Genomic DNA, 26976 nt, shown 5'->3' with positions numbered 1-26976 from the left:
CCCCGGTGCGATCCGATACTTCACAACTTTTTCACTTTCAATTGGGGGCCATATCATATGAACGAAGAGACCGGCGTTCAGAAGTTGGTGCGCACGCTGCGTGCTCGAGCACCTGATGACGCAGCTGAATTGCTCGCTAGAGAGTCTCCCGAGGTCATCCGCGACACACTAAAGCTGTTGCCTGACGGGCACGCCCGTAAGGTGGCCGAGCATTTGCCACTGCATATGCAGCCCATCAGCTCTCATGATGGTGACATGGGTTTCGCGATCCCCGAGTCGCTCGTCGAGGTGATGGACCCGATCCCCGCCAGCGTTCCTGTCGGGACGACGGTTGCTGCCGCGGTGGAAGCTGTCAGAGGCGCCCAGGTGCCGACCGAGCTCACTTATCTCTACGTCACGGACAAGGGCAATAAACTGGTTGGCCTGGCGGTCCTGCGCGATCTGATGCTGAGCGAACCCGACGCGATTGTCGATCACATCATGCTGCCCAGGCCGTTCGCTCTTGATGTCGGTCTCTCTTTGAGTAACGCATGCAAGGCGGCGGTACGGCGTCACTACCCTGTGTATCCGGTGGTGGATGCGGAGAACCGGCTGCTTGGGCAGGTTCGCGGCTGGCGCTTGTTCGAGCAGCAAATCATCGAGATTTCCGCCCAGTCTGGCCAGATGGTCGGCCTCCAGAAGGAGGAGCGCTCTTTTACGCCGCTGTTTTCAGCCTTCCTGAAGCGTCATCCGTGGCTGCAGTTGAATCTCCTGACGGCCTTCATGGCCGCATTCGTGGTCAGTTCCTTCACAGGCACGATCGAGAAGATCGTCGCCCTGGCGGCGTTCCTCCCGGTCTTGGCCGGGCAGAGCGGAAACACCGGCTGCCAGGCACTGGCTATGACGCTGCGCGGCCTTGCCCTGGGGGATGTGGACAAACGACCGAAGCTGCACTTGGTGATGAGAGAGGGCGCGCTCGCGGTCGCCAACGGCGCGCTCGTCGGCGTTGTTGCGGCTGCGGCGATGTGGTTCTATGCCTCGAGGCGACCGGAGTCGGCGGCACAGGCACCGATGCTGGCACTTGTGATCTTGCTTGCCATGTCCGGATCGTGCCTCATGTCCGGCATCTCCGGCGTGCTGATCCCGTTGGGCCTGCGCCGGGTAGGCGCCGATCCGGCGGTCGCCTCGGCGATCTTCCTCACCACCGTGACCGATATTGTAGGCATGGGCCTGATGCTGGGGCTGGCCACCATGCTCGTGCTGTAGCAAGCTGCGTGCGGTGACGCGTCCCTGGGAGTTGGGGCAATGAGCTGACCTCGCGTTCAAAGAAATTGCAAGACCCGGGCCGAATCGCACACGCCTCGTGAGAAGCACCTCCGGCAGCTCTCCGCCCCCTGCGAAACGCGACGGAAGGCCTTTGGAGAAGCCGTGGGTGACCTTGAAGCCTGGTGACCAGATACGCAGGATCGCCCACCCAATATTAATCTTGTCGGCTGTGCGATCCACTACTGATGAGATTTGAGTTGTTACGCCTTGGGCCAAATACTTCAATTATGTGCAGCAATGTTGAGAAGAATTTTTGACAATCAGCGGAGCCGAAACAGGAATAAACCGGATATCTTGTTGCGCAGCTGCAACAGCTGCTGAGACTCGCATAAGTCCGGCGACCGTTCAGTCGCCTTTTTCTTGCAGTCGTGCTAAATCCCTCGCACTAGTCGGGTTTGGGGTGGGTTCTCGGCATGCAATCTTCGTTTCGAACGATCTTCGGCGTCGCCGCAGCGCTGCTTTGTGCCGGCGTGTTGCCGGCCGGCGCACAAGGTCTTTTTGGGGCCTATGACGATGCGTTTGCGGCCCGCATCGCCAGTCCGGCCGACAATGGAACGCTCGCCCAATTCGTCACGGTCGCGGTCAACGCTGGGCAATACGATCAGGCGATCTCCTCGATCGAGCAGTATCTGATCCAATACCCGCGCGATGCGCGCGCCCGGCTTGCGGCCAGCCGGTTATATTATCATGTCGGGTCCTATGAATTGGCCCGGCGGCAGGTGCAGTACGGCATCGAAGTCGGAGGTCTGACCGCAAGTGAGCAACAGGAAGCTGTTCGCCTGCTCGCCCGCATCGAGCGCGCGTTGCGTGGCGTCACCTGGGAACTCGCCCTGACCGGCGGCGTATTCAGCGCATTCACCGATTTTGAGCCAGGCGGGGCGCAGGACGACGACAGCTTCGTCTCGCCTTACGGGCAGGCGGAAGGTTTTGTGCGGTGGGACCTCGGCACGCCAAGTGCCGACGCGCTCGTTCTTTCGGGGTCGTTGACCGCGACTGAGCGTCTTTTCACGGAAGACCTGTCGGTTCCGGGTGGCGAGAAGACTTTTATCCACGGCAACGCAGCGATAACCTGGGACAAGGGACTGCCCAACAGCGGGATCGATTCGCTGCGCCTGCTGCTTTCCGCGTTCACCGTTACGGATCGTTTCGACAGCGACATTTACGAAACCGGTATCGGCCTCAGTGGACGTTTCGTCGTTCGCCCGACGGTCGAGACGACGCTCTTCGCCGGCGGCGGCTACATCGATCTAAGCGCCTCGCAAGGCATTTTCGCGGATAGCAGGGTCTTCTATGAGGCAGGCGGCAGCTACCGCTTCCGCAATGGCCAGGCGCTCGGCTTGCGCTTTGTAGGCTCGAATGACTTCGCTTCCGGATCGGGCGAAATCAGCCGCAGCTATACGGGCGAGGTCCGCTATGGCGGCCTGTTGATGAACGTACCGGATCTTTTCGCATGGTCGCACCAGATCGCCTTATCGGCCGGCCACAGCGACACTCCCGATCTGTCCGTCGGCATCGGCACAAATATCAAGAGCGACTTCTGGCGCATTGCCTCGGAAAGCGATTTTCAGCTGACGGAAGCGCAGAAGATCAGCGTCGATCTCGCCTACCGCAAAACCAACTTCGCCCTCGCCAACCGCGACCGAAAATCGTTCGAAATGCTCATGAGCTATACGTTGACGCTCAATTGAAAGAGGCCGCGATGAGGTGTCATCAGATCGTCATTTTTATCGCCTGCCTCGCCTTCGCGGCACCATCCGCTGCTGAGACGGTCGGGTCGATGACGGCCTATCAGACCATCATCGTCCGCAATAACGGCGGGACGATGAACGTTGGCGCCGGCGTCGAACTCGGCGACCAGTTGCGCAGCAATCCCACCGGTCTCGGAATGCTGGTGTTCCGGGATGAATCGAGCGCCAAGATTGGTCCAAACACCAGCCTGACCATCGATGAGTTCGTCTACAATCCGGGCTCGGGGTCGGGAAAGATCGACATCGGGATGAACAGCGGCCTAGCCCGTTTTTATGGCGGCCAGGTTTCGAAAGGGGGCGTCATGCAGGTTGCGACGCCGCACATGGTGCTCGGAGCGAGAGGCGGCATCATCGAAGTGCTGGTGGCAGCCGGCCAGACCGTCGGCATATTGCGCGCCGGCCGCATGACCTGCACGATCAATGGCAAACGGCTGGTCATCACGAACCCGGGCTACGCCTGTACGTCGGACGATGGCAAGCTTCTGGCCGGCTACGGCGGCATCGACGCCTTCCCGATCTTGGACAGTATCGACCGGATAGCGGGAACCGGCCTGCCGGGCGCACCGGGTCCTGGGTTGGACGTAAGCGCAATTTGTGCGTCGGCTCTAGGCTCCTCGCTCAAAGTCTGCGGGTCCAGGGACGGCGCACTGCCAGGAGTGGTCATGGAATTCCCTGACAGCCCAACGCCACCTGCGGGCAGCGGGGGGCGGCGGGGCGAGTGTGAGGGTGAGGGTTGCTGCTACTACTACAACTGCGATTAGGCCTGGCTGCACGAGATGAGCCACTCGGTCGGTAGGCGCTGGGCTGATTGGCGGCAAGCCGGCAGGCGCAAAATATCCGGCCTTGTGGTCGTGCTCCTGCTGCTCGCCTGCCATTTGGCTTTTGACGGGCCGTTGTCGCGCCTGCGTGAGCGGACGTACGACTTCTATCAGTTTCTCGCCCCACGCCAGGCGACGAGCAATCCTGTCGTGATCGTCTCGATAGACGACGCCAGCCTCAAGGCACATGGGCGATGGCCCTGGAACCGTGGCCTCTTGGCCGATCTGGTCGATGGCATCACGCAATCCGGCGCGGCGGTGGTCGGGCTTGCGCTGGTACTCCCCGAGGCTGACACCTCGCCTGAGGGCATCGCCGGAGACAAGCGCCTGGCAGCGGCGCTGTCCAAAAATCGAACGGCGCTTGCCGTCAGCCTGGGCAATGAAGCGACGGTTTCAGAAGCAGAACCCAAAGCCGGCTGGTCGATCGTCGGGCAAGTACCCGATACACTTCCCGGCTTCACCGGTCTTACCGGCTCGCTTGCCGAATTCTCGAACGCCGCCGCAGGCCTCGGCGTGATTCGCACCTTGCCCGATCCCGACGGCGTACTGCGCCATGTGCCGCTGCTCTGGCTTCGCAACACCCCTCAACGCGCGCAGCTGTGGCCGTCTTTCGCACTCGAGCTCCTGCGCCTTTACGCTGGACAGGACGGTTACACAGCCCGGATGAATGCAGCCGGGTTCGACGCACTCAGGATGGCAGGCGCCATTGTGCCGCTCGAGCCGGAGGGGAGCATCCGCCTCTGGGAAACCGCCACGGACACGCCTCGCCTGTCTGCCAGCACTATCCTTTCGGGCCATGGCGATCCGCAGCTGCGAGACGCCATCGCCATTGTCGACCTGTCGGCTGTGGGCCTGACGCAGTACCTGCCCACGCCGACGAGTCCAGCGCGACCAGGAGCGGAGATCCACGCCGATGCGATCGGCCAGATGCTTGCCGGGCGCTTCCTGGCAGAGCCAGCGCACGCGCGTATGCTCGAGCGGCTCTGGTTTCTCCTCAGTGCCGTCGTTTTCATCGGGCTTTCCGGAGTGCTCGCCGGGCGTGTCGTGCTTGGCGCCGTCTCCCTGGCGCTGCTGGCCGTCACGCCGTTCGTGTTCGGCGCTCTCGAGTACAGCCTGCAGGGTGCACTCTATGACCCGCTGCAGCCGGCGCTTGCAACCATCATGGTTGCGGGCTTCGAAGGCTATGTCCTCTACAGGCGCAGCGAGCAGCGCCGGTCCACCCTGACGCGACAGTTCTCCCAATATCTGTCGCCCTCCGTGGTGCAGCGCCTCGCAAGCTCGGACACCGAGGCAATCCTGTCCGGCGAGAAGCGCGAGATCACAATTTTGATCAGCGACATACGTGGCTTCACGACCATGAGCGAACAGCTCGACACCCAAGAGATCGCCAAGGTGGTCAACCATTTCCTCGGCATTGCGACCGATGAGATACTCAAGCGCGACGGCACCATCGACAAATTCATGGGCGATGCGGTGCTGGCCTTCTGGAACGCACCGCTTGATCAACCCGATCATCGTGAGCGTGCGCTCGACGCGGGCCTTGCCTTGATCGAGCGGGTAAAGCGCGAAGACGCCGCCTTCACCGCGGACGGCCATCGCTCCATCGAAATCGGCGTCGCCATTGAGACCGGCATCTGCTCGGTAGGCAATTTCGGCTCCGAACGGCGCTTCGATTACACCGCGATCGGTTCCCCGGTGAACCGCGCGGCACGGCTCGAATCGACGACCAAGAAGCTGGGCATCCCCCTGGTGCTTGGACCCGGCTTTGCGGCAGGAGCATCGATGCCGGTCGTCCAGGCGGGCGCCTTTGAGCTCCAGGGTTTCAAGGGCGAGGTGCCGGTTTTCACCGTTGCGGAGATGCAAGCTGCTCAACAAGGTATGAGCCGCGAAGTAGAGAGCCAACGTGGTGAGCAATCTGGCGCCCCCGCCATGGTGGTTGGTTCGCCGCCATCCGTGCAAATGGCGCCGCTTGATGTTGCACCCCGAACCCGAAGCACGCGCTGATCGGCCAACGGGTCGCAGGATGCGATTGTCACCGGCACAGACGACCTTGCGTGGCGGCTCGAACGGGAGCCAAGCAACACCTCGCGTGGAGGAACCAGTGGTCTTCCGAAGAGCCACAGAGCAGGCCAATATGTTTGGCCGAGAAAGTCAACGCGCGCCGAAAGGGCGAATGGCCGACCCATGTCTCCAACCATCCAGCCACGGATGAACCAATGGCGCCTCCGGCTCAAGCTTGAAAGCGACGAAGAGCGGGGCTCGGTTTCGTTCGCATTCCGGGGTAAGACGATCGACGGCGCGATATTCGGGAAAGAATATAGCTCGCCGCCGGCCAGTATATGACGGAACCAATCTGTGAGTTTCGCATTATGTTGAGTTGGTACCGAGCATTTCGCGGTACGTTCCTACCAGTCTAGGTAGACCGACCTCGTCACTCGAAGCCGCCGAACGGATATCCTATGACTTTTGCGAAAATTGCAGCGCCCTTGGCGCTTTTTTGCGCGCTCGGCGTTACTCCGGCGTTTGCCGTGTGCAACATTTCTGACGCAAAGCTCGAAGAGGCGGTGCTCAAGAGCCCCGAGTTGCGCAAGCCCGAGAACCGCTATCTCGTGCGCGATTTGCGCAAACTGCGCGATGCGGCGTTCATCCTGTGGTCCTACGGCTTGCACGACGATTGCGAGCGAGTGCTGGCCAACATCCGCCAGTTGATTGCGTCGCCCTCCATGGGGAAGCTCGGCGACAACGATGAGGACGAAGCAGACCAGCAGCTGGCCGCGAGCGAACCACAAATCCATGAGGGGGGCGAAATTCAGGGCAATCGCAACGCGCCGGACGCACGGCCCCTCATCAACATCGACGAACTCGGCCCGGGCTTGCGCGTCGACGAGATCGTGGGCTCGGAAGTTCGCAGTTCCGACGACAAGATCGTTGGCGAGGTCCGCAATGTCGTTATCGGCACGAAGGACCGCTGGGACTATGCCGTCGTCGCAGCTGCCGGTTTCTTCATAGCGGGCAAGGACAGCATCGTCGTTCCCCTCCGCTACCTGCAGGTGAACGAGGCCCGCAACAGCTTTTATCTTCGAATTTCCAGCGCGCAGGTCAAGATGGTGCCGCTGATGCCTGACCAGGAATATCTATGGCTGGCGGACGAAAAATGGCGCGCCACCAACGACGCTATCTTCCAGAGCCTGAACCCGGATCCTGCCCGGTATGGGGAAGCTGCAAAGCAGACGGATGCTGGCGTGAAGTGACCCGCGGTTAGGGCGCTTCGCCCATAGTACATCGTGCTGACCCACAACACAGCCAATCCACACCCGTCACCCGCGGCACACTCGTACCGAGAAGGCGATCCCTTCCGTCAGAAAGCATGCCCGATGGAAAGCTTCTCGATAAACGAGATCTTTGCGCAAGACATCGTCGACACGGCGCGCGACGCTTTGCTGGTCCTAAGCCCGGACTTAACAGTGGTGTCCGCCAATCGGGCGTTCTATGCCACGTTCATGACCCACGCCGAGGAAACGATCGGACGTCGGCTGTACGACCTTGGCGACGGCCAGTGGAATATCCCCGCTCTCCGGCAGCTCCTGGCGGAGATCGTGCCGACGAATACAACGGTCGATGGATATGAGGTTGATGCCTCGTTTCCCGAACTCGGCCGCAAGGTCATGTTACTCAACGCCCGGACGGTCTATAGGCCCGGCGGTCACGTCAGCTTCTTCCTTCTGGCAATTGACGATATCACCGAGGGCAAGCTCGCGAAGATCGAAGCCGAGCGCAACTGGCAGCTCGCGCAGAACATTGTCGATACCGTCCGCGACCCGCTTCTGATCCTTGAGGAGGACATGAGCGTGGCCATAGCGAGCCGATCGTTCCTGAACTTGTTCGGTGTCAAGGCCGGCGAGGTGTTAGGACGCCGGCTTCATGAGCTTGGAGCCGGCCAGTGGAATGTCGCTGCGCTTAACGATCTCCTCGAACGGATCATTCCCCATGACGAGGAGCTAGACGGGCTGCTGCTGGAAGACGATTTTCCCGGACTCGGGCGTCGCGTCTTCAAGATCAACGCCCGAAAAGTGTTTCGCCCCGGCGATCATATGACACGATTGCTTGTCGTGTTCGAGGATGCGACCGAGGCGGTGCTTCTTGATCGCCATCGCGACGTGCTTGCAGCCGAATTGGCGCATCGCATCAAGAACAGCCTCCAGATCATCTCGTCGTTCGTGTCGTATGAGATACGGCGCGCTGCGGAGCCCTGCATTGAAGGTTATCAAGCCATGCAGGCGAGGATCGGCGCTGTTGCCGAACTCTACGACGTTATCGCCCAATCGAGTGCGTTTGGTCCGGTGCACATCGAGTCTTACCTGAATGGCATCAGCGGCACGATCCAGAAGAGCCTGCTCGGCCGCAATTCGAATGTCACGATCACTACCAAGACAGAGCAATTGAGCATCCTGCCCGATCATGCCGTCGCGATCGGGCTGGTCGCCAATGAGCTGGCGACCAATGCCGTCAAATATGCGTTTCCGTCCGGCTACGGCGAGATCATTCTCGGCTTTCAACGCAGGGATGGCGAGGTCACACTGACCGTCAGCGACAATGGCGCCGGCCTAAGCGGCAAGGCCGAGGGACCCGGGCTGGGCACGCGGTTTGTCAACGCTTTCATCAAGCAGCTGGGCGGTTCGCTCGCAATCGCCACAAGCACCAGCGGCACGACCTTCACCGTTCGGCTGCCAGCGTCGATCTTGGCGCAGTAGACGTGCGGTGTAGGCTGTCCGGAAGGCCCGGCCTTGGTTTCCGACCCTATCGTTCAACGGGCAGGCTCGTCGACGGCTTGCGTCACTCGTCCTTGAAAGTCACCTTCATATGTTTTTGCACCATCGAGGCGAGGTCCTCGGCATCCCAGTTCGTTAGCCTGATGCAGCCGTGAGAGAAGGTCTTCCCGATCTTGCCGGGTTCGGGCGTGCCGTGAATGCCGTAGCTTTCGATGGAGAGGTCGATCCAGATCGATCCCACGGGATTGTTAGGGCCGGCAGCAATGGTGAAGGGCCGCTTGGTTTTGACTCCCTTGAATGCAAAATCGGGATCGTAGTGATAGGTCGGGTTGTGCACCACCCTTTGGATCTCTGCCTGCCCACTTGGTGCCGGCTTCTCGTCGCTCCCGATCGAGGCAGGGTAGACGGCAAGCGCTTTATTGGAGGGGTCGAGCACGCGCACCTGATGAGCGCCTTTGTCGACTTCGACGCCGGCAATGGTGGCGGGAGGTTCACCCCGGCCAACATCTGGTACCAGCAGCGTGGTTCCAGCTTTCCTGAATCCGGTGCCTGGGTTTAGCCTCCTGAGCAATGGTTCGCTCACATGGAAGCGCTCCGCCAGCTTCTCGATCGAGTCGTGATAGCCAAGCCTTCTCAGGCGAGCCATCCTCTCCATGCGCCCCGGAATGCGTTTGGTGAAGGGGCCGCGTACATCTTTGCGGGTCAGTTCATAGGTGACCAGAGCTGGGCTGGTGGAGGTTGCCATCAGCTTGTCCCAAGTCGCCTGGGTGAGCTTGCCATCTGGCGCCAGTCCGTTCGACGCCTGGAAGGCCTTGACCGCCTTGGCGAAGTTCTCTCCAAGGCGGCCGTCGATGAGCCCCGGTGAGAAGCGCGCACGATCCAAAAAAATTTGCGCCTTCAGCACGGCAGGATCGAGCCCTTTCGGATCGCCGGCGGAGAATTGCGCCTGATTTACCGCGGCTAGGTCCAGCTTGGCCGCCTCCGTCCCGCCGCATGCGAAGGCGAGTGCAATGGCGAGGAGGAGAAGGAGCCTGATCATCGATGTCACTCCTTGCGTTAAATCGCACCTGATCTGCTTCTATGACGCGCTGTGGCAGATCTGGTTCCATTCGCCGGTAGGAGGATCCTAGGCAACCTGCCTTACGCTGCCGACCGGTCCGAGACGTTCGATGCCCGTGACTTGCCCCTCACGAGAGGCGTTGCTGGCCGCGCAGATCGGCAGTGTAAAAATGGTCTGGCCATGTTGACGTGAGCTTCTACCTTCAAACTGCCCACTACCTGGACCGGCAGTCAAATGGTCTCAGGGCAGCAAGTGAGGAGATGCGCTGGGAACCGGCTTGTCGGGCGGGTATTCTATTGATCTTCGGTATCGATAGATCCATGTTCCGTCGTCACTGTGATCGCGTTGTCGCCCGCGATTGCTCTAGCGTATTCGAAGCGCTCCAACTTCTGTTCTGCCGATAGGCCTTTGAACATCGCGGTGGCCGAGTTCGTGATTTTGAAGTCGCCGCAACTCGGACAGCGAAACTCCCGGATGTCACCAACTGTCTCCGAATTAACGAGCGCCTGCTCATCTGTAATCGGGCAAATTGCGGCCATCCAAGCCATCGTGGTCCTCCGTCCTAAGGCCGTCCTCGATTACCCAAAAGGCATCGTCGAGTGCAAAATCCATTTCTGCCGACGCTCACCCCACCTGGAGTACTCCACCGAGTCGATTGCGCTCTCCACTCTCCAACCCGGAATGTGGATTAAAGCCAGTTCCTCGGCGAGCGATTTGCTGGTGGGCGGTAGGCGCTCTCGCTCTGGAGCCTCTCCCAAACGATCGGAGATGTTCATGTAGCGTCGGGCAGGACCGAAGGGCCGGAACGTGGCGTTTTCATCTCTTCGGCAATCACCAGTAGCGCCTCCAGAGCGACGGCGATCCCCGACATCACCGTACTTATGTCTGCGCTGCCGCCGAGCGTCGAAAGTTCGGCCGCTCGCGTTTGCATGCTTTGGCTCAGCTCTTGTAACTTCAGGCGCAGCTCGTCATCCATGTATGTTCTCCAAGCTTGACGCTGGAGGAACGCGCCTGCTTACAACCCGTTCCGCCGGTGGCCGCAGAGAACCAGAGACACCGCAGATGCTACAACTTGCGCTTTGGCGGCGCTTAGGATGGGCGGTGGATTGAGCCTCAGCGACTGACCGTCGGCAAATAGCGGATGCTTCAGTCTCGAAAAGGTGCTGGACGGCTCGATATGCACCGCCCCTTGGCCCTGGGTGCTGGTCCCATGCACAGTAAGGCCGTGCAAGTGCGCGCGGCCTCTGGGCTCAACATTCCAGTCGTCATGGTCCAAAGTTGTCCCAAGGTGGGTTCTCACCAAAGTGGGCGGCGAGAAGCGTTACGAAGCTTTGAACTTTGGCGGAAAGATGCCTGCTTGACGGGTACATCGCGTAGATCGACCGGCTTACCGGCTTGAACTGGGGCATCACTGTCTCCAGTTGGCCCGAACGAATGGCTTCTCCAACAAGGAAAGTGGGGCAAAGTACTATGCCTGCTCCACCCAGCGCCGCATCGCGCAGGAGCTGCCCGTTCGTTGCCGTCATCCGTGCAGTGATTTTTACCGCCACTTCCCCCTTTGGTCCGTCGAACCGCCATTTTCCGCGGCTGGCGCGCAACGCGTAGTCCAGACAATCATGGTCGTGGAGATCCGACGGCTTTGTGGGACGCCCGCGTCTGTCCAGATAATCGCGCGAAGCGCAGACCACCTCGCGTGAAGGCGCGATTCGGCGAGCAACCAGATTGGAAACCGTGAGTGGAGCGATGCGTACCGCGACATCCAGGCCCTCTTCCACGATGTCAACCACACGGTCGTCCAACACCAACTCAACCGACACCTCCGGGTAGACCGCGAGATATTCTGCAACGACTCTCCCAAGGTGCATCGCGCCGAAGGAGATCGGCGCGCTGACACGCAGTGAGCCGGTGGGACGTGTCTTGCTCTCGGCCGCGCTCGTACGAACTTCCTCGACATCCTCGATTATGCGCAGACTGCGCTCGTAGACGGAGGCGCCGAGCTCTGTCAGGCTTATGCGCCGGGTCGTCCGGTTGAGAAGGCGTGCGCCAAGCCACTCTTCCAGCATCTGGACATGTTTGCTCACGGCCGCTGGCGATAGTCGCATCCGCTTGGCCCCTCCAGCGAAGCTGCCTTCACTGACGACGTTGGCAAACACGGTCATGCTGGTCAGCCGGTCCAACTGCAATCACCTGTTTCATTCACGTTTCGTGAATTCACCATCCATATTTTCCCCGATTATCAATCCGCAGTGGACAGATTATCTGAAGCCAGGCGGGGATCAATTGCCCGATCCGTCTCTCTAACGTTTGCCCGAAACGTCGGCGTCGAGTGCCTTCTCGCGGGCTGGAGGTGATCATGTCTCTGACCAAAGCAGCCCTTCAGGAGAAACAGGGAGCCACTGTTCGCATGTGGCTCTCCGTGCTCACCGTATCGCTGGGTATTTTTTCGATGATCACTGCGGAGCAACTCCCTGTGGGGCTGATTCCGGCAATTTCTTCCGAGTTGAATGTCTCTATTGGGAGTGGCGGTCTCACGGTGACGATACCCGGCGTAATTGCGGCGTTCGCTTCTATCGGTTTGCCGTTGGCAGTGGGGAGGCTCGACCGGCGTATTCTGATGGCGGGCCTGCTCGCGGCAATGGCTGCGGCGAGCGTGATTTCAGCGCTCGCAACGAACTTTCCCGTTCTGCTCGCGTCCAGGCTGCTCGTCGGGATCACCATCGGTGGCTTTTGGGCGATAGCCGGGAGCATCGCAGTACGCCTTGTTCCTGGACCGTCCGTGCCGCGCGCCATGACTATTGTCTTCGGCGGTGTAAGTGCCGCTGCGGTGCTGGGCGTGCCGGCCGGCACGATCATCGGTGATCTAGTCGGCTGGCGCGGCGCGTTCTGGTCTCTCGCCGGTCTGAGCTTTGCCATACTGCTCGCCGCCCTGCTTGTGCTTCCGAAGCTGGAGGCGGCGCAGCCTGTGGAGGTGAAAGCCCTGCGTGCGCAATTGCGCAATCCCGCCCTTCTGGCGGGCGTGGTTGCGACCGCACTGCTGGTGGCTGCTCACTACGGTGCCTACACCTTCGTGAGCCCGGTGTTGCTGGAGGTCTCGGGCGTCACTGCAGGGAGCATAGGCTGGCTACTGTTGGGATATGGCATTCTCGGAATGATTGGCAACGCCGTCGCAGGCGTCTGGGCCGCCAAATCCGTCGGTCGCACATTGGCCTGCATCGTCATTGGGCTCGGCGCCACGCTGGCTCTCTTCCCTTTGCTCGGGGTCACGCCGCTCACAGGAACCATCCTGCTGCTGGTGTGGGGCTTCGCGTATGGCGCGGCGCCCATCACGCTGCAGACGTGGGTGCTGAGTGCAGCACCAGAAAGCGCGGAGACCGCGACGGCCATCTACTGCTTCACTTTCAATCTTGCCATCTCCGTGGGTACCCTAGCGACCAGTCAGATCGTCGACACGATGGGCGTGAACAGGGTCCTCTGGGTCGACTCCGCCATCATCCTGCTGGTGCTGCTGCCGGTGTGCCGCGCACCCATGCTTAACCGGAACATCGGAAACTCGTAGACAGCAAGCCATCCTGTGCCGCCATCTGTCTATGATGCTGTGTAGGTTGAAGTAGACCTTCGTTCCTCTGTCTTGAAAGTCACGCGCGTCACATCAAACGCGGGTTCCGCCGCACCGTGCGGGTGCCGATGCTTTGCGCCCCCGGAGGACAACTGGCTACTTGAAAAAGGACTTGATCCCCTCGTCGATATGTGTGCTGATATGAGATCGATCTCATGCCGCGCTCTCAATTGCTGTTTCTCTACGGGAGCGCGCTCTGGGAAGCATATGTCTGAATGACGATGAAGAGGGAGGTTCAAGTGAGGAAATTGATCGCGTGGCTGGCCTTGGCCACTACCACGCTCGCGTTCGCGTCTGCGGCGTCGGCGGGTGAAACCATCGACCGGGTTACCTCGAAGAAGGCAATGGTGGTCGCCACAAACAGCGGTTGGCCGCCGCAGAGTTTCCTCGACGACAGTAATCAGTTGGTCGGCTTCGATATCGACGTCTCGAAGGAGATCGCAAGGCGCCTCGGTGTGGAGGTCAGTTTCGACACGCCGGACTGGGCGACGATGACGGGCGGCCATTGGCAGGGACGCTACGATCTGGGTGTCGGCTCGGTGACGCCGACCAAAGCGCGGGCCAAGGTGATCGATTTCGAAGGCATCTATTATTATAGCCCCTACGTTTACGTGGTTCACAAGGACAGCCCGGCCAAATCGGTCGCCGACCTGAACGGTAAGATCATCGGCGTCGAGACCGCCACCACGTCGGAGGATTTCATCCGCAGACAACTCGAGATCGATGCTCCCGGCCTGCCGCCCATCGAATACAAGCTGGAGCCAGGTGAGATCAGGACTTTCGCCGACTCAATGCTGCCGTTCGACGATTTGAGGCTTGGCGACGGCGTGCGCCTCAACGCGGTCATCGCACCAGAACAGACGGCTCAGAACGCGATAAAGAACGGCTACCCGTTGCGTGTCCTGGAAGGCGGCTATGCCTTCCGTGAGCCGCTGGTGGTGATCGCGGAAAAAGGTGATGCCGAGTGGAATGCCAAGATCGGCGGCATTCTCGACGAGATGAAGAAGGACGGTACCCTCGCGAAACTGACCACCAAGTGGTACGGCAAGGATTACAGCGCCGACTGAGGAGCGTCGTGGATAAAGCTTGAGCGGGATGCATTCAATTGAACATCCCGCTCCATCTGTTTTGTTTCAGCCGCATTTCCACGACACCGGGCGGCTCCGCCTGCCTGCAAAATGCTCTAGTGCCGCCACCTCATCATATTGATCATGACATGTCCTGACACCTATTACCGACGCACGCTTGCCGACAACACCATCAGACCGCCGCTGAGCGGCGTTTCCGAGTGCGAGACAGTCGTTGTCGGCGGCGGACTGGCCGGCCTGACGACGGCGTTGCAGCTGGCTCGCGCCGGCCAGCAGGTCGTCGTGCTTGAGGCGCAGCGGATAGGATTCGGCGCTTCCGGTCGCAATGGCGGCTTCGTCAATCCCGGTTTCGCCACCGGCACCGACAACATCGCCGCGATGGCCGGCGTCGACGCGGCACAAAAACTGCACCGCCTGTCCATCGAAGGCGTCGACTTCGTGCGGCAGACGATCCGCGATCTCGACGTCAAGGCGGCAGAGCCGCGCTCCGGTATATTGAGCGTGCTTCGCCACGATGGCGGCGCCGTGCTCAAGGCATATGCCGAGCAACTGGCGCGGGATTTCGACTACCGGCTCGACTATCTCGATCGCGACCAGGTGCGAGCGGTGCTGCATTCGGATCGCTACCACCAAGGCCTGCGCGATCCCAGCGCCTTCCACATGCATCCGCTTAACTATCTGCGCGCCGTTGCTGGCGAGATCGAGCGGCTGGGCGGCAGGATATACGAGAGAACGGCTGCCGTTGAAGCCAACCTTGACGGCGCCGAAAAGATCTTGCGTACCGACAGCGGCGAAGTGCGCGCCCGCCAGGCCGTAGTTGCCACCGGCGGATATACGGGCCCACTGGTCGGCCGGCTGCAGCGGGCATTCCTGCCTATCGCCACTTACGTTATGGTGAGCGAGGAGGCGCCTGACCTCATCGCCAAGGCGATTACGACGACCGACGCCGTCGGCGATAACCGTCGCGCAGGCGATTATTACCGTGTTGTCGAAGGCGGCAGGCGGCTGCTCTGGGGAGGGCGCATCACCACCCGGGCAGCCTCATCGGGCGTGTTGGCGAGGCAATTGCGCCGTGAGATGGTCACCACTTATCCGCAGCTCGAACACCTCAAGACCGAACTCGCCTGGTCCGGGCTCATGTCTTATGCCCGGCACATGATGCCCCAGATAGGCCCGTTGCAGCCGGGCGTCTGGTACCTCACGGCTTTTGGTGGCCATGGCATCAACACCACGGCGATCGCCGGCAAGTTGATCGCCGAAGCCATACTGGGACAATCGGACCGTTACCGGCTGTTTGCACCATTCGGCCTTGCCTGGGCGGGCGGCCCGGCTGGACTTGCGGTTGCGCAACTCACCTACTGGAAGCTGCAGGCGCAGGATTGGTGGCGCGAGCGGGCCCGCTGACCGCAGGGAGATCGAAGACGTGATCGGCCGACTATTGCTCAACCACCCGGACGCGGCGCGCCGCGTTGGCGTGTTCTTCGTGCTCGCCGCCATCGCCGCCGGCCTGTATGGGCTCGGCATCAAAGCCAGTTGGCTCGGCAAGCTCGTTCCGGGGTCGGTCGAGTGGCTCGCCGCCAACCCGGACGTCGGGCGGGCGGTCTCGGCGGTGCTGATCGCATTGATCTTGGTGGCGAACTGGAACGCGCTGCGGTATCTCAGCCGCAAACAGCAGATTGTGGCAGTTTGGATAGAGCTGTTCGTGTTGCTAATGTTGTTTTTCTATTCCTTCGACCTGTCCTTCGCGTTCATCGCCAAGAAGATCGGCTTCCTCGTCTCGAAGGGTGTGGTGACGACCCTCTACATTTCGGCCATTTCGATCGCCATCGCCACCCTCATCGCCTTCGTTGGCGCCATCGCCAAACTTTCCCGCAACGGCGTGGTCTATGGCTTGGCGACCTTCTATACCTCTCTGTTTCGTGGCTTGCCGTTGCTGATGCAGATCTACATCATCTATCTCGGCCTGCCGCAGATTGGCTACGTGATCGGCGCCGTGCCGGCTGGCATCATGGCGCTGTCGCTCTGCTACGGCGCGTACATGACCGAGATCTTCCGGGCCGGCATCGAAAGCATCTCGCGCGGCCAGACCGAGGGTGCTACGGCACTCGGCCTTAGCGCTAACCAGACGATGTTCCTGGTCATCCTGCCGCAGGCGATGCGCGTCATCGTGCCGCCGACCGGCAACCAGTTCATTGCGATGCTGAAGGATTCTTCGCTGGTCTCGGTGGTCGGGGTCTGGGAGATCATGTATCTCGCACGCACGCAGGGCCAGACCGAGTTCCGCCACATCGAGATGCTCATCACCGCCTCGATGATCTATTGGCTGCTCTCGATGGGGCTCGAGTTCCTTCAGTCGCGGATCGAGGACCGGTTCGGGCGCTCACTCAAGCGCTGATCGTCATCCGTGATCTTCGCCAAAGCGAGTTGCACAGCACCGCAACAGCCAGCTTCGGAGAGCAGCTGCAGATTGTACGCGACAGCATGCCGTTCGGCGACGTCGTGAGGGGTGAATCAACCCGGTATTTCATCGGCTTAGCCCGATCGGAGGGCAGAATAGAGCAAGTGCTGGACGAGCATGTTCGTTGGCCGACCGCCCGGCAACTACGACCGATTGCTGGATTTCACCCGCGCCAATAAGTTAACAAAATTAATGACTCTAACATGTCTCCGGCCAACCATTATCGCTATGTATCGATGGTAGCCGAGTTCGCCACGTGGTTCGCCAATAGGTTTGTCAGCAGTGGTTTGCGCGTTACCAGCCGCACGACTCGGTCCATGCCCTGCACAGCCAAACGCACCGGCGAGACTTCCCGGGAATGAAGCTCGGCATGGTGTTTCGTTCCTTTGAAGTGGGCGTGGTTGGGGGAAGACCGTAGTCGGCGTGTTCGTGCCCGGTGGAATTTTCGAAGAGTTGTTTCCAACGGCGGGAACGAACCAAACTTCCATGCATTTAGCTCTGGCTTCGTTCATTCACTCTTTTTTCTGGGAGCTGGACCATTGTCATCCGGAGGCTATCTCTTGGCCGACCAACAAACCAATGACGTTTCCATCGTCGATCTGATACCTGCCCTGCGGGCTTTCGCGCGCACCTTCTGCCGCGTTCCAGACGATGCCGACGATCTGGTGCAGGAAACGTTGACCAAAGGGCTCGCCAACATCGACAAGTTCGAACCTGGTACACGCATGAAGTCGTGGCTCTTCACCATCATGCGCAACACCTACTACACCCGGATCAAGATCGCTGCACGGGAAGCGCCAGGCCTTCTCGACTGCGCGTCTTCGAGACCGATTTCGGAAGCTACCCAGGAATGGACCGTTCAGAGCAAGGAAGTTCACGGCGCCATCCAAAAGCTGCCCGAACATCAGCGCGAGGTGCTGATGCTGATCGGCGTTTTAGGAGTGGGCTACGAGGAAACCGCCGAAATCTGCGGCTGCGCGGTAGGGACGGTCAAGAGCCGGCTGAACCGTGCCCGCGCCAACATCCTTGAGCTACTCGGGGAGAGCTCGTTGCAGACATTGATAGAAAGGCGAAATCAGCTGTCGGATGGTCAGCTCGATATAGAGGTCGACAGCCGCAGATAATCAGCTCTTCACGTCTCGCCGACGCTTCTCGACGAGAGCGTTTTGCAATTGGATCGCCAGCTTGGATAGGCGGTCTGGTATCTTTTCCTGCTCTATGGCGGCCAGCAGGGAAGCAATCTCCTGATCCACTGCCATCTCGACAAGCAGATCCGTGGTATCGTCGCTCGAATGAGACATCACGTTCTCTTGATAGCATCCCTAGATCCAAGTCTGATGATGAGCGCTCGGCACTACAAGGCGTTGTCGACCGCCGAGAGGCTCACCGGCGGCCCTTGCACAGTTTTCCTCCGTGCCGCGGCAAGACGCGGCGCGGTGGCGTCAGTCCTTCAGCAACCGGTTTGCGGCGTGATCCTGAAATTGATCGGACTTGATTCGATTGCCGTCCAGCCCGCGCTCTCGGCTATGTTGCTTCCTGTCGCGGTTGGACAAAACCGCGTTTTCTTCGATCTTGTCCTTGTCCAAGGTGGTCATTGCGCCGGCGCCGGCACCTTTGCCTTGGCTGCCTTGGCCGAAATGCTTTTTGCCGCCGGATGCCATGATCTCCTCCTTCGAATCCAGGACACCGATCGGTGCCGACGCCCGAACCGGCATCGCGCTGTAATGTTCCGTCTCACCCAGCAAGCAGGAAGGCGTCGCCATCCCATGACCCAAACGGCTTCTCGCCGTCGATGACGACCCGCAATTGGTGAGCTTGCGCAAGACGGCCGATGTCGGCCCGGTCCAAAGAAAGCGATCCGCGATAAGAATAGTTGAGCAATGCGAGCCGGCCCGGCCGTTTGAGAACGCGCGCAATTTCATCGAAAAGCCGCTCAGCCATGCCGGCCAGGACCAGGTAGGGAAAGCTGTCGACCGCCAACACGCAATCGAAACTGTCGTCGTCGAAGTCGGCCAGATCGAGACCGGAGGTTTGGCGCAGTTCGACATTGCCGAGCGCTGCGCATTGCTCGGAGGCGATAGAGATCATCCGCGATGATATGTCGATGCCGACCATCCGCTTGAAGGAATTGGACAGCGCGCGCTCGAAACGTCCGATGCCGCAACCGATGTCGAGAATGTCTCGTTCAATTCCGGTGAATTCTCGCGCCTCGAGCCATTCAACGATTTCGTCGGTCATGGCTGTCAGCCGCTCGTCATCGCCAAGGGATCCTAACTGGACACTTGCGGCTGTCGAAATTGCTGCCGCGGCATCAAAACTCGAGGCCAGCCGCGTGACGACGGCAATATCCGTCTCGCCGTTACCGCGTTCATGCCGAACGGCGCCGCCTGTCGCTCGCAAAGTGGCAAGGACGCCCGGTCTGTGGCGCAGCAGTCCAGCGACCTTTCGCAGTCTTTCAGCATCGCCGGTATCCGCCGGACGGACTTTCAGCACGAACTCCGCCAATTCCGCCGCTTCAATTGTGGGCGGCAGGTGAAGCGCCAGCCTGACGAGAACAGCTTCGGCGCAGGCACCATCGGCCATGCAATCTTCGACCGCCCGTCTGACCGATGTCCGGCGCTGCGCGTGCACACTCATGACATCAACTCCGCGTCCAGATCCTCCGCATCGTCCACCTGTCGACGGCGCCCCAGCCATATTTGTAGGCCTCCTGGCCGCGCAGGAAGTCGAACTCGCGCGCATCCTCGCGGATCGACTCCGCGATCGCGTGGCCGATCAGGATCGCCCCTGGGCTCTCCTCGGCATATGCAGGATCGAGGCCGCCGAGATAGGCATAGGCGCGGCCGCGGTGGTGAAATCCGTAATAGGCGGCGACAGTCGTGCCATCGATCGCGAGCAACCAGCATCGGACCAGGCCGTGAGCATCGAGCAAGGGAAGTGAAAGCCCATGGAAGTGCTGCACGGCGGGGTCGGCCAATACACCACCTCCATGTCCAACCCAGCGTGCCTGGTGCAGGCGGATCAATTGGTTCAGGAAGTTCTGATCGCCCCGCGCTGACGCCAACGCGAGCCGGCCGCGTCTGGACGCCGCTTGGCGCGCCCGGCGCAACTGGCGCCTGCGCCGAGCGGGAACGCAGCCGGCCAACGTGTCGTCGCCGGCAACAGCAAGCACGGGACAGGCTGCATGAATTACCGGCCTCTCGACCGTTAAACCGGGATGCGCGATCGTAAGACCGGCACTGTTTTGCGGCAGATCAGACAAGATCCATTGTGACCACCCGACCGAGCAGATCGTTTCGGCAATGGTGGCGACAACCGCCGCCTCGATATCCCGGACAGCCAGGATGTCCAGATAATCACTGAGCGAAATACCGACCGGAAGCAGCTTCGAACCGGCCGTTCCATGCTCGAGATAGAGTGGCGCCAGCCCGACCAGATCGCCGCCACGCCAGACCGCAACTGTCGCCAGTTCACCGGGTGCGAATGCGCGCCACCATGGCACCAGCCAGGCGGGGGATTGGAACGGCGTCGCAGAGGAACTCTGCTCCCACAGTTTCCACCAGTGCGGCGTCAAGGCATCGAATTTTACGGGGTCATCGATGATTTCGCTGCGCAACACTGCTTTTCTCACGGTGCCGCAGCGAAGCGCCGGCAATCTGTGCCAAGTTGTGCCAGCGCCTGATAGGCAGCCATATACGACGAGATCATCCGTTCCAGCGAAAACCGCCGTCGCGCCTCCACCCGGCACGCCTCGGCGTCCAGGCTGGGCGCCGCAAGAATGGCTTGGGCCATCTCGTCGACTGTGTTGACGAGAAAGCCCGTCCTGCCGTGCTCGATGACATCCGCAAGCGCACCATTCGGGAATGCGACCACCGGGGTACCGCAGGCGAGGGCCTCCATGGCGACAAGCGAGCTTGTCTCGGCGGCGAGGCTTGGAATGACCAGACAGCGGGCTGCGTTGAGAAAGCGCCTCTTGGCGTTAAAACCGAGCGGGCCCAGGAAGCGGCGGCGAGCATCAAGACGGGATTGGACCTCGTCGCGAAAGTAGCGCGTATGTGTTTCGTAGGGGTAGACCTTGCCGCCGATGACCAGGGGCACGCCCGCCTGTTTGGCCGCGTCCAGGGCCAGGTGAATGCCCTTTTCCGGGCAGACTCGGCTGAGAACCAGGGCAAAGTCTCGCTTCGGCTGCACCAGGCTCAGTGCTTCGATGTCAACGCCGTTGGGAATCGGCGCCACCAGTCTGGCCCCTGGTGGCGCCGTTTGCTGCTGGGTGGGCGAGACCGCATGGAGCCACAGGTCGTCGCGCGTCGGTCGCAGAGCCTCGGCCGGATACCAGTCCAAGGGCAGGTGGAGGCTCACCAGGGTCGGACCATCGTCGGGCAAATAGGCATGAAAATCGATACCGTGCAGATGAGCCACATCGATCGGCCATCGGGCGCGGGCAGCGGCGATCGCTTTGCGATGAGCCTGCTGCGCGCGGCTCTTCGCCGCCTCGTCGAGCACGCCGTTTTCAGCCGGTATTTCCACAAGGGTACCGCTCGCGCTGGAGCCGCGGCAGCCAATGACGATAGAGCGGTGGCCGGCGCGAACCAGCTCCCGATCGAGCATCGACAGAACCTGTTCGGCACCGCCGACAGCATCGGGTCCGACGGGTGCGAGAGGGTAGGCGACATTGAGGACAGTGAGCGCCGCGGCTGGTTGCGCCTCGGTCCCGTATGCCGCACCACCTGTCGATGATGCCGCTAATTCGTCCAATGTGTCGGGCGTCTGATGCATTGGCAGCATGACACTTTCACGCTGCCGAGGCCCGCCGCGTCGGGAGCGAAGCGGACGTCATGCCGGGCGCATAGCGGCGGATCATGGTTGCGCAGAATTCCGCGAACTCCTCCGGCACCAGAGGTGGGCTGGTGTGGTGGGGCATCATTCCGCGATGCTGCGGTGTAAAGCAAAAGGTGACCGTCACGTCGAAATCGGCGAGTGCCTCCATCTGCCGGTCAAACCAGTCCAGCGCGTTCGGCCGGAAGCTGTCTGCCCAGGAAAGCCCCGTGCGCATATTGGTGACGCCCAGCCGCTTCATCCAGGCGACGGCATCGTCCAGCCGGGCGTCCTCGAAATGAAACCACTGCACCAGCCCCATTGCGGGCGTGTAGCGCAGGAACTCCTCCAGCGCAGGTTTTGGCGTACCGTCCTGGCGTAGCAGCCCCATGTGGAAATGTCGATAGTAAGAAGAGCCCTCTGCCTCGCGATGCCGCGTCGTTGCTTCCCATTCGCGCGGAAGATCGTAGAGGCTGTACCACTGGATGCGTGGTGCGTTGCCGATCAGCAACTCGGCGGTGCGCTTGAGCCCCCAGACCTGGATTTCTTCCGCGCCGAAGGTCGATACGCCGACTTCGCTGACCCAGATGGGAAGGTTGGTGACGGTCGCGATCTCGCCGATCTTCTGTGGCCATTCGTGGATCTGCCACAGGTTCCAGTCGAGCGGAAAGCCGTGCACGGCGACGGCATCGACATGGTCCAGCACGCCGAATTCCTTCATGCGGGTGATAAAGCCCGGATCTATCGGCGAGATGCCACCGAGTACTTTCGTCAAAGACGGGTTCTCCGACGCGATTGCGTCAGCCGACAAGATCGCCATCCTGGCAAAGCGGCTCCAATCGGGATCGAGCTCTGGGTCCCAATGCGATTTGTTGTTGGGCTCGTTCCAGATCATGGCGGCTTCAATCATGGAGCTGTCCTTTCGAGGGGTAGATGGCGCCGCCGCCGGCCGGGTCCCCGGCTGCGCGGCAGAAATAGACCTCCTGCTCGGGGTGCAGAACGATCTCGAAACCGGCGCTGCGCAGCATCGCTTCGGTGCAGGCGCGGTTTGGAATCCACCAGTTGGTGGGATCGTCGGCATAGCGGTGCTCGATAAAATGCAGCTTGGGAAACTGCGGCTGGTCGAACAGGTCATGCGTCCAGAAATGATAGTTTTCTTCCAACTCGGGCAGATCCGCGCTGCCGCGCTGCATGGACTGGAAGATCATCAGGTCACGGGCGACATGTTCGCGGATCAGGTCGAGCGCGAGCAAGGGGTGGCGCAAATGGTAAAGCACCCCCATGAACAGCACGACATCGAACGTCTCGCGCAGCGAGCCGACGTCGTAGACCGAAAGCTTCTGGAATTCGATCTCGCAATCGGCAACCTCGGCGGCAAAGCGAGCCTGCGCCAGGTAGGCGTCATCGAAATCGATGCCGAGGACACGGTCAGCACCTCGCCGTTTCATCTCGATGGAGTAAAATCCTGCATTGCAGCCGATATCGAGTACGGCCTTGCCCCTCAGATCAGCGGGAATGGCATTGGCAAATTTGCGCCATTTGATCAGCGGGTAGTTGCCCAGAAAATGGTTGGGAGCGGTTTGGACGCCGGCAAGTTCCATGTTGTGGAACCATGGGCCGAGCGCATCGATGCGGCGGCGGATTTCGGCATGGGAATGCAGCATGGCTCAGGCTCCTTCGCCAGGAACGACGGGTACATGCGACTGCGCGCCGGGCATGATCATGGTGGGCCGGCGCTGCGCGGATGAGGCGTCGTTTTCAAGCAACCGCAGAGCTGTTCGATAGCCGTTGAAAGTGCCGACATCGACATAGTCCGACCCAGCCCTGACACCAAAAGCTGTACCGCCGGCCGCAATATAGGCGTTGACCAAAGTGCCGATATATTCGTCACTGCGCTCGCGCTCACGCCAGAGTGCCGCAAGCTGATGCAGGATATGGCCCGGCATCTTGAACGCACCCCAGACCCAGTTCGTGGCGGCATCCTGTCGTTTGACCTGGATTTCGATCACGCGCTCGTGGACGTCGGTGACGACGGCGTCGAAGAATTCCGGCTGATCCACCGGGAAAAGCAGAAATGAGAGCTGATCGTCGGGCAAATGGCGGAAACCGTCCTCGGGAAACCAGATCGTATCGGGAAGGCCGACCAGGACGACCTCGTCGGGCGCGACGAGGGGCGCCGCCCGGAAGATCGCATCGCACAGACCGACGGGGTTCGGCTGCACCACGAAGAGAGCCGCCGCGTCACCGTAGCCGGCGGCGTAGTATTCAAGGATGTCGGATTTGCCCGATCCGATGATGAAGCAAATCTTGTCGACGCCGGCCTGCACCATGCGCCGTACCAGATACTCGCTCACGGCGCATGGACGCTCGGTCTGTCCATCGATCCGGCTACCGACCGGCAGCAGCTCTTTCGAGAAGCCGAGCGGCTGAATGCGGCTGCCGCGCCCGGCAGCGGGTACGATGCCCAACATCAGACCGCTTCCCTCATCGGTTCGCCGGGAGATCTTTGAAAGGCCTCGTTCAGGATGCGATCCAGTTCCGCCGCGCGCCGTGCCGAAGTGTGTTCGCCCAAGACCCGGTCGCGGGCACGCCTTCGAATGCCGTCGAGCTCGCGCTCCGGCAATCGCAATGCGGCGACCACATCATCGGTGTCATGCGCCAACAAGATTTCGCGGCCGGGTTCGAAAAATTCGGTCAGGCCCGGCCATGCATCGGTGACGATGGCAGCCCCACACGCGGCCGCTTCGAAGAGCCGTCCCGACGGGCACCAGCCCTTTTGCGCCATCGCCTCCCGGGTGACGTTCAGTGTCAGGCGAGATGATGAGAAGAAAGCCGGATGGTCGGCTGGCGGAAGATGCCTGACAAAGAAGATGTTGTCGCTCCATGGGAATTCCTGCGGATATTGCGCGCCGCCAATGATGAAACGGTGGTCAGGCAGGCGCGCGGCCGGGCGGACCAGCAGCTTTTCGACGCCGGCCTGGCGATCCGCCGCGTAAGTTCCGAGATAGGACAGATCACCGGCGAATTCGGCCCGCTTCTCTGCCGGCCGGTGTTGGTCGGGATCGACATGCCCATAGAGCGGCACCACGTGACGCGCGCCCAAAACCGACTTAAGCGCCTCGATCGCAGAGCCGCCGGTGTAACTCAAAACGAGGTCGAAATCGGCGAGACCCTCAGGTCCGAAATAGGGCGGACGCTCGCCTTGCTCGATGCGGGCAAGCGTGACCGGAGTGTCGAGATCGTAGAAGACACGCAATCCGCGACCTGTCTGCTGCGCCAGCCGCGAGGCCTCCACGGCGTCGGCACAGTAGGAGGTGACGACGACGACATCCGCTTGCTTCATTGCCCGCTCCGCAACGCGACGGATGTCCTCCCAGTCCGGATAAATGACGACGTTGCCGCCATCGAGCCGATCGAGATCACGCGTCCCGGCATAGTAGGGGGTATCGCGTTCGAAGAAGGTGATGGACCATCCCAGCCGACCCAGGGCGCGGATCAGACCGCGCCAGAGCGTGGCATGGCCGTTGCCCCATGATGATGTAACGGTGAGACCGAAAATGACCATCTGCATCCGGAAAGTCCTCGTCAGGCAGCTTCGTTCATTCGCAGGAGCTTGGAGCCCCAGTCACCCGACACGATCGTCGTGATCGAGGCTGGATCGATGTCGAAGCGGAAGCAGTCGCCGACCGGCAAGCCAAGCACCTTGCAGACGGCGGCCTTGATGACGTCGGCGTGGCTGACCAGGGCGACACACTGGTTCGGATGCCGCTCGCGCACTGCGTTCATCAGTGCGACGATCCGCTCCTGCACATCCAGCATGGTCTCGCCGCTCGGTGTCCTGGCCTCCTGCCGCTGGTCGTTCCACGCCCGCCAACCGGCATCGCCATTCAACTCGTCGAAGGTCTTTCCCGACCAATCGCCGAAATCGATCTCGTCGAGTTCGGCGCAGATCGCGATTTCACCGACGCCGCAGGCAAGCGCGATCGGCACGGCCGTCTCTTGCGTACGCTCACGCGGGCTGCACAAGATGGCTTCAATCGGCTCCCGGGCCATGCGGCCACCAAGATGCGCGGCCTGCGCCTTCCCAGCCTCGCCAAGGCAAACGCCGTCCATTCGTCCTGCAAGATAGGAGCCGACATTGTCGTGCGCTGCATGACGGATCAAAAAGAACGTTGTCGTCATTCCGCGGCATCCAGCAAAGGCTCGTCCTTGCCGGCGATGAAAGCGAGCGTGCGCTGCCGCGCTTCGGCGTCGGTGAACTGTTCGGGAGGCGACTTCATGAAATAGCTGCAGGGACCGGTCAGTGCTCCCGCTATGCCGCGATCGAGCGCAAGCTTGGCGCAGCGTATCGCATCGATCACCACGCCGGCTGAATTTGGAGAATCCCAGACTTCCAGCTTGAGCTCGGCGTTGAGCGGCACGCCGCCGAAGGTCGTCCCTTCCACCCGGATATAGGCCCATTTGCGATCGGTCAGCCACGGTACGTGGTCGCTGGGTCCGACATGAATATTGCCCGGCTCCAGGGGAACATCGAACTGGCTGGCCACGGACTGGGTCTTGGAAATTTTCTTTGATTCCAGCCGCTCGCGTTCCAGCATGTTGAGGAAGTCGGTGTTGCCGCCGAAATTCAGCTGATAAGTGCGATCGATGCGCACGCCGCGCTCGCGGAAGAGATTGGCCAGCAGGCGGTGAACGATGGTCGCCCCGACCTGGCTCTTGATATCATCGCCGACCAGCGGCAGCCCTCGCTGCTCGAAGCGCCGGCGCCATTCCGGACGTGAGGCGATGAAAACGGGTATGCAGTTGACGAAGGCGCAGCCGGCCTCAAGCGCGCATTCGGCGTAGAAGCGCGTCGCCTCCTCGGAGCCCACCGGCAGGTAAGAGACCAGCACGTCGGCGCCGCTGTTGCGCAGGATTTCGCTGACGTCGGCAACCGGCTCCGGCGCCTCCTCGATTTCGTCGCGCAAGTATTTTCCGATGCCGTCAAGTGTCGGTCCGCGCTCGACGCGAACGCCGTTTGCCGCCGCATCGGCAAAGCGGAACGTGTTGTTCGGGGCGGCGTAGATTGCTTCAGCGACGTCGAGGCCAACCTTGCTCCTGGCGACGTCGAATGCGCAGACAATCTCGATGTCGTCGACATGGTAACCGCCGAGGTCGGCATGCATCAGCCCTGGGATTGGTTCGTTGCTTTTTGCGTGACGATAATAGGAGAGGCCCTGCACCAGGGAGGATGCGCAATTGCCGACCCCGACGATACCGACACGAACCTTTTTCGATCCCACGAAACTGCCGCCCTATG

Annotated in this window: 26 protein-coding genes; 11 read left to right on the top strand and 15 right to left on the bottom strand. The window is 61.0% G+C overall.

Annotation, left to right across the window (positions count from 1 at the left end; translation table 11 throughout):
• Positions 1–57 precede the first annotated feature (57 nt).
• The 6 genes from NKI32_RS19570 (at position 58) to NKI32_RS19545 (ending at position 8622) form a co-directional block, all read left to right on the top strand.
• Complete coding sequence (locus tag NKI32_RS19570; RefSeq protein WP_352626542.1) at positions 58–1245, top strand: magnesium transporter; 1188 nt, start codon at positions 58–60, stop codon at positions 1243–1245.
• A gap of 530 nt (positions 1246–1775) precedes the next feature.
• A complete protein-coding gene (locus NKI32_RS19565; protein WP_196814065.1) occupies positions 1776–2993 on the top strand; it encodes a tetratricopeptide repeat protein in 1218 nt (405 codons plus the stop codon).
• Positions 2990–3814 carry a FecR family protein gene (locus tag NKI32_RS19560; protein ID WP_352626544.1) on the top strand — a complete coding sequence of 275 codons (825 nt, stop codon included), beginning with the start codon at positions 2990–2992 and terminating at the stop codon, positions 3812–3814. Before NKI32_RS19565 ends, NKI32_RS19560 begins: the two co-directional genes overlap by 4 nt.
• A gap of 15 nt (positions 3815–3829) precedes the next feature.
• Positions 3830–5875 (top strand): CHASE2 domain-containing protein, encoded by a 2046-nt coding sequence (locus NKI32_RS19555; RefSeq protein ID WP_352512425.1) that lies wholly within the window; start codon positions 3830–3832, stop codon positions 5873–5875.
• 455 nt (positions 5876–6330) lie between these two features.
• Positions 6331–7122: a PRC-barrel domain-containing protein gene (locus NKI32_RS19550; RefSeq protein WP_352512427.1), complete on the top strand. Its 792-nt coding sequence runs from the start codon at positions 6331–6333 to the stop codon at positions 7120–7122.
• A 123-nt stretch (positions 7123–7245) separates the two neighbouring features.
• Positions 7246–8622: a sensor histidine kinase gene (locus NKI32_RS19545; RefSeq protein WP_353003209.1), complete on the top strand. Its 1377-nt coding sequence runs from the start codon at positions 7246–7248 to the stop codon at positions 8620–8622.
• Between the two features lie 82 nt (positions 8623–8704).
• On the opposite strand, the gene NKI32_RS19540 is transcribed toward NKI32_RS19545, so the two are convergent.
• From NKI32_RS19540 to NKI32_RS19525, 4 genes are all read right to left on the bottom strand, one after another.
• On the bottom strand, positions 8705–9679 hold the full coding sequence (locus tag NKI32_RS19540; protein WP_352512430.1) for a L,D-transpeptidase family protein: 975 nt from the start codon (positions 9677–9679) through the stop codon (positions 8705–8707).
• Between the two features lie 314 nt (positions 9680–9993).
• On the bottom strand, positions 9994–10248 hold the full coding sequence (locus NKI32_RS19535; RefSeq protein WP_023699977.1) for a hypothetical protein: 255 nt from the start codon (positions 10246–10248) through the stop codon (positions 9994–9996).
• Positions 10249–10472: 224 nt separating this feature from the next.
• The gene (locus NKI32_RS19530; RefSeq protein WP_023667962.1) at positions 10473–10676 is read right to left on the bottom strand and encodes a hypothetical protein; all 204 of its coding nucleotides are present in this window, start codon (positions 10674–10676) and stop codon (positions 10473–10475) included.
• 289 nt (positions 10677–10965) lie between these two features.
• Positions 10966–11877: a LysR family transcriptional regulator gene (locus tag NKI32_RS19525; RefSeq protein WP_023736092.1), complete on the bottom strand. Its 912-nt coding sequence runs from the start codon at positions 11875–11877 to the stop codon at positions 10966–10968.
• Positions 11878–12053: 176 nt separating this feature from the next.
• Between NKI32_RS19525 and NKI32_RS19520 the strand changes: the two genes are divergently transcribed.
• From NKI32_RS19520 to NKI32_RS19500, 5 genes are all read left to right on the top strand, one after another.
• Complete coding sequence (locus NKI32_RS19520) at positions 12054–13256, top strand: MFS transporter (RefSeq protein ID WP_023712240.1); 1203 nt, start codon at positions 12054–12056, stop codon at positions 13254–13256.
• 299 nt (positions 13257–13555) lie between these two features.
• Positions 13556–14383 (top strand): transporter substrate-binding domain-containing protein, encoded by an 828-nt coding sequence (locus NKI32_RS19515; protein ID WP_023736090.1) that lies wholly within the window; start codon positions 13556–13558, stop codon positions 14381–14383.
• A gap of 144 nt (positions 14384–14527) precedes the next feature.
• Positions 14528–15808 carry an NAD(P)/FAD-dependent oxidoreductase gene (locus NKI32_RS19510; protein ID WP_023687784.1) on the top strand — a complete coding sequence of 427 codons (1281 nt, stop codon included), beginning with the start codon at positions 14528–14530 and terminating at the stop codon, positions 15806–15808.
• 19 nt (positions 15809–15827) lie between these two features.
• Positions 15828–16799, top strand: a complete 972-nt coding sequence (locus tag NKI32_RS19505; protein ID WP_023687785.1) for an amino acid ABC transporter permease — start codon at positions 15828–15830, stop codon at positions 16797–16799.
• Positions 16800–17422: 623 nt separating this feature from the next.
• Complete coding sequence (locus NKI32_RS19500; RefSeq protein WP_023667968.1) at positions 17423–17986, top strand: sigma-70 family RNA polymerase sigma factor; 564 nt, start codon at positions 17423–17425, stop codon at positions 17984–17986.
• Here NKI32_RS19500 and NKI32_RS19495 read toward each other — a convergent pair whose 3' ends face one another.
• From NKI32_RS19495 to NKI32_RS19445, 11 genes are all read right to left on the bottom strand, one after another.
• A complete protein-coding gene (locus tag NKI32_RS19495) occupies positions 17987–18163 on the bottom strand; it encodes a hypothetical protein (protein WP_023667969.1) in 177 nt (58 codons plus the stop codon).
• A gap of 141 nt (positions 18164–18304) precedes the next feature.
• Positions 18305–18523 carry a hypothetical protein gene (locus NKI32_RS19490; RefSeq protein WP_023691451.1) on the bottom strand — a complete coding sequence of 73 codons (219 nt, stop codon included), beginning with the start codon at positions 18521–18523 and terminating at the stop codon, positions 18305–18307.
• Positions 18524–18596: 73 nt separating this feature from the next.
• Positions 18597–19499, bottom strand: a complete 903-nt coding sequence (locus tag NKI32_RS19485; protein ID WP_023691450.1) for a class I SAM-dependent methyltransferase — start codon at positions 19497–19499, stop codon at positions 18597–18599.
• A gap of 4 nt (positions 19500–19503) precedes the next feature.
• Positions 19504–20481, bottom strand: a complete 978-nt coding sequence (locus NKI32_RS19480; protein ID WP_023667972.1) for a GNAT family N-acetyltransferase — start codon at positions 20479–20481, stop codon at positions 19504–19506.
• An 8-nt stretch (positions 20482–20489) separates the two neighbouring features.
• The gene (locus tag NKI32_RS19475) at positions 20490–21647 is read right to left on the bottom strand and encodes a glycosyltransferase (protein ID WP_023667973.1); all 1158 of its coding nucleotides are present in this window, start codon (positions 21645–21647) and stop codon (positions 20490–20492) included.
• Between the two features lie 7 nt (positions 21648–21654).
• On the bottom strand, positions 21655–22587 hold the full coding sequence (locus NKI32_RS19470) for a glycoside hydrolase 5 family protein (protein ID WP_023691448.1): 933 nt from the start codon (positions 22585–22587) through the stop codon (positions 21655–21657).
• On the bottom strand, positions 22580–23341 hold the full coding sequence (locus NKI32_RS19465; RefSeq protein WP_023667975.1) for a TIGR04290 family methyltransferase: 762 nt from the start codon (positions 23339–23341) through the stop codon (positions 22580–22582). Before NKI32_RS19465 ends, NKI32_RS19470 begins: the two co-directional genes overlap by 8 nt.
• A 3-nt stretch (positions 23342–23344) precedes the next feature.
• Positions 23345–24148 (bottom strand): sugar phosphate nucleotidyltransferase, encoded by an 804-nt coding sequence (locus NKI32_RS19460; RefSeq protein ID WP_023667976.1) that lies wholly within the window; start codon positions 24146–24148, stop codon positions 23345–23347.
• Positions 24148–25248 carry a CgeB family protein gene (locus tag NKI32_RS19455; protein ID WP_023667977.1) on the bottom strand — a complete coding sequence of 367 codons (1101 nt, stop codon included), beginning with the start codon at positions 25246–25248 and terminating at the stop codon, positions 24148–24150. The genes NKI32_RS19460 and NKI32_RS19455 overlap by 1 nt, the downstream gene beginning before the upstream one ends.
• A gap of 14 nt (positions 25249–25262) precedes the next feature.
• Positions 25263–25859 carry a histidine phosphatase family protein gene (locus NKI32_RS19450; protein ID WP_023667978.1) on the bottom strand — a complete coding sequence of 199 codons (597 nt, stop codon included), beginning with the start codon at positions 25857–25859 and terminating at the stop codon, positions 25263–25265.
• On the bottom strand, positions 25856–26959 hold the full coding sequence (locus tag NKI32_RS19445; RefSeq protein WP_023681094.1) for an inositol-3-phosphate synthase: 1104 nt from the start codon (positions 26957–26959) through the stop codon (positions 25856–25858). Before NKI32_RS19445 ends, NKI32_RS19450 begins: the two co-directional genes overlap by 4 nt.
• Positions 26960–26976: the final 17 nt, after the last annotated feature.

This window comes from Mesorhizobium sp. M0761, assembly GCF_040320205.1.
Classification (GTDB): Bacteria; Pseudomonadota; Alphaproteobacteria; order Rhizobiales; family Rhizobiaceae; genus Mesorhizobium.
Note: the sequence above shows the minus strand (reverse complement) of the source record. Positions and strands in the feature narration are given on the sequence as shown.